The sequence below is a fragment of the Mesorhizobium sp. M0048 genome (genome assembly GCF_040323405.1).
GTDB lineage: Bacteria > Pseudomonadota > Alphaproteobacteria > Rhizobiales > Rhizobiaceae > Mesorhizobium.
The window spans coordinates 1-2,499 of sequence record NZ_JAMYUV010000109.1 but is presented as its reverse complement, the minus strand read 5'-3'; the positions used below and the strand labels follow the sequence as shown (position 1 = coordinate 2,499).

Below are 2,499 nucleotides of genomic sequence, written 5' to 3'. Positions count from 1 at the left end.
GGCCGGCCCCTCCAACAGCCGACCTCTCATGAATCACGCAAAACCGCTCTTGGGAATCCTCAAAACGCTCCCAGAACTAAAAAACTGCCAAAGTAGTGCTAGCCAGCAACACTGCGTTGCGTGGCCTGAAAGTTCCACATGCTAAAGCGCCTATCACCTCGCGAGCGATTCGAACAGCTTGTCTCGACCTATGAGCCGATGCTGCGCGCCGCGTTCATCGAGGCGATCGACGACATCCGCTCGAACATCGTCCTGCGCCGCATAGTTGAGCGCCTTGAGCGCGGCGACATCAACGGCGCGATCCAGGCGATGAACCTCGACGAGGCCGCGTTTCGGCCCCTGGAAGAGGCCCTCCGGCAGACCTTCAACGGCGGCGGCGTTGCCAGCGTCGAGCAGATGCCGGCGCTTCGCGATCCAAGCGGCTTTCCGGTCGTGCTGCGGCGCCAATCCGACCAGGACGGCACTGGAGGTGGTCGGGCGCATCAATCGGGTGACCGGCAGCAGAAAAGGCGGGGTGATCGGGCTCACCACAGTTCAGAGCGACTATGTTGCCCGAGCCCGCGATGAACTGCTCTCTGGCGAGCCCGACCAGTTGCGGGCCTATCTGACTCGGAAGCAACGCGACAAACGTTTCGACCGAACGATCACATCTGCGATCCGAGATGGTAAAGCAATCCCTACCAATCTGGTGGACCGGATCACCGCCCGATATTCCGACGGACTGCTGAAGCTCCGCGCCGACACGATCGGGCTGCACGAGACGTTTGCCGCACTTGGAGCATCCAAAGACACATCGCATTTGAGCAGGCGATCGCCAAGGGTGCGGTATGGCCCGATGCGATCACAAAGGGTTGGAAGCACACGCCGCAAGAACACCCTCGGGTTCAGCACGTCGCCATGCAAGGCCTGGCCGGAGCAGGCCTTGCCAGCGTGGTCTCATCGGCGCTGGACAATTCTCCGATCACATTCGAGGGGGTGACGGTGTTGACCCCCGGATGTGCCGCAGGGCGGCGTCCGATCTCCATATCCGATTGTCCAGAACTGGGTATGCGCGGCCACCGTGGAGCGCTTCGTTACCGACTCCCCCGGGACAGTCCACGTCCCCTCGACGTACACCCTTGACCGTCGCGCTTTGATCGAAGGGTACCCTCCGGAAGGTCGGGAAACCTATCAGCGTTCCGTCACGATCCCTTTGGCGGCCGCAGTGGGCAAGGCCCGCTACGATGCCCGTTTTCCTATGTCTGCAATCTGTGGCACAAGCTGACGAACCGCCATGGTTCGATCAAGCACCGTGCCACCAGGTCGGCGGCATGCACTTTAGGGAGCGACGCTTGGCTACATGGACGCAAAGAGATGAGAGAGAGCAGCGCACGACAGATGCTGCACGGTCATTAATCGATATTGAGCGCGCGGCCCGGCCTCCATCGAGGTGGATGTTGAATCAGCACAAAACGCAGCCGTCACATCACAATCGATTCATCGATCACAGGACGTGCTCTAGTAAGCGGCTAATTGCTCAGCCGAGCGTTGGCTGATCTCCTGCCTCCACGATCTTGTCGAGAACTGCTTCGGGCGCCACATCGCGCTTCAGTTCCTTCAATTCCTCGTCTGCTTCCGTCTGGATGTCTAAACGCTTGGCAATCTCCTCGACCATCTTGATCAGCTTGGTAGTCTCGTGTTCGTTGAGCAGGCTAACCTGGAGATCGAGATCAGCCCGCGCGTCATCTTCAGCGGCCATTCGGTTCTGGTTGATAAGCACAAAGGTGGAGAGAAATATTGCCTCCACGGACGCGAGCATGGCCAAGATGACTAAAGAAGGATCCCAAGCCTGAACGATCGGAGCGATACCAGTGTTAAAGGCGATCCAGCCGCCAAAGAAAACGAGATGGATGTAGACGAAGATCATGCTGCCGGCAAATCTGCTGATTGCGGCGGCGGCCCTTTCCTGAAGAGAAGCGGCTTTCGCCTCTCGCCTTCTACGCTCGACGAGAGCGTCAATGTTGCGGGCCAACGCCGGAGCTAGCCCTTCCGCGGCCGGCGTAGTCGGAGTGCCGCGAGCCATATTGTTCGAGGTGAGGCTGGGGTGCATAGGTCGCTCCTAATCTTTACACCTAACAATGCATTTTGAATTTTGCTCCTTGACCCCAAGGCGACGGCTAGATCGCATGTATCGACAGGTACTTTTTCGCGGGAGGTAGAGTCGAACGCGTAAACGCGGGCCTGACCTGATGCGTTATGATTGGCCCACTGGAGAAACTGGGCGCCGCATCCAAGCACCCATGGCCTGCATGAAGGTGTAGGGCCGGAGATTGCCGGCGTGGCATTTCTCAGCGCCGCCCCTGCCTTGTTATTGGGACCAGCCCTCGCTCTTCGCAGAAATCGCGGATCAGCGAGAGGCTGTGTCCCGTGCATAGATCATCGGGCAGCGCAACCTGGTAAGGCCACTCGCGGTCAATCTTGGCCCGCGAGGGGCGACGGCTGCGCATCGGTCAGTGGTGA

2 protein-coding genes are annotated in these 2,499 nt (G+C 59.4%); both read right to left on the bottom strand.

The window, feature by feature from the left end; translation table 11 throughout:
* Positions 1-153 precede the first annotated feature (153 nt).
* Positions 154-528 carry a hypothetical protein gene (locus NKJ84_RS32910; RefSeq protein WP_352509986.1) on the bottom strand — a complete coding sequence of 125 codons (375 nt, stop codon included), beginning with the start codon at positions 526-528 and terminating at the stop codon, positions 154-156.
* 988 nt (positions 529-1,516) lie between these two features.
* The gene (locus NKJ84_RS32905; protein ID WP_352509985.1) at positions 1,517-2,089 is read right to left on the bottom strand and encodes a DUF1003 domain-containing protein; all 573 of its coding nucleotides are present in this window, start codon (positions 2,087-2,089) and stop codon (positions 1,517-1,519) included.
* Between the last annotated feature and the right edge of the window lie 410 nt (positions 2,090-2,499).

Bases quoted from the DNA above. Each gene is read 5' to 3' on its own strand.
- NKJ84_RS32905 (WP_352509985.1), bottom strand. From the start codon at position 2,089: ATGCACCCCAGCCTCACCTCGAACAATATGGCTCGCGGCACTCCGACT.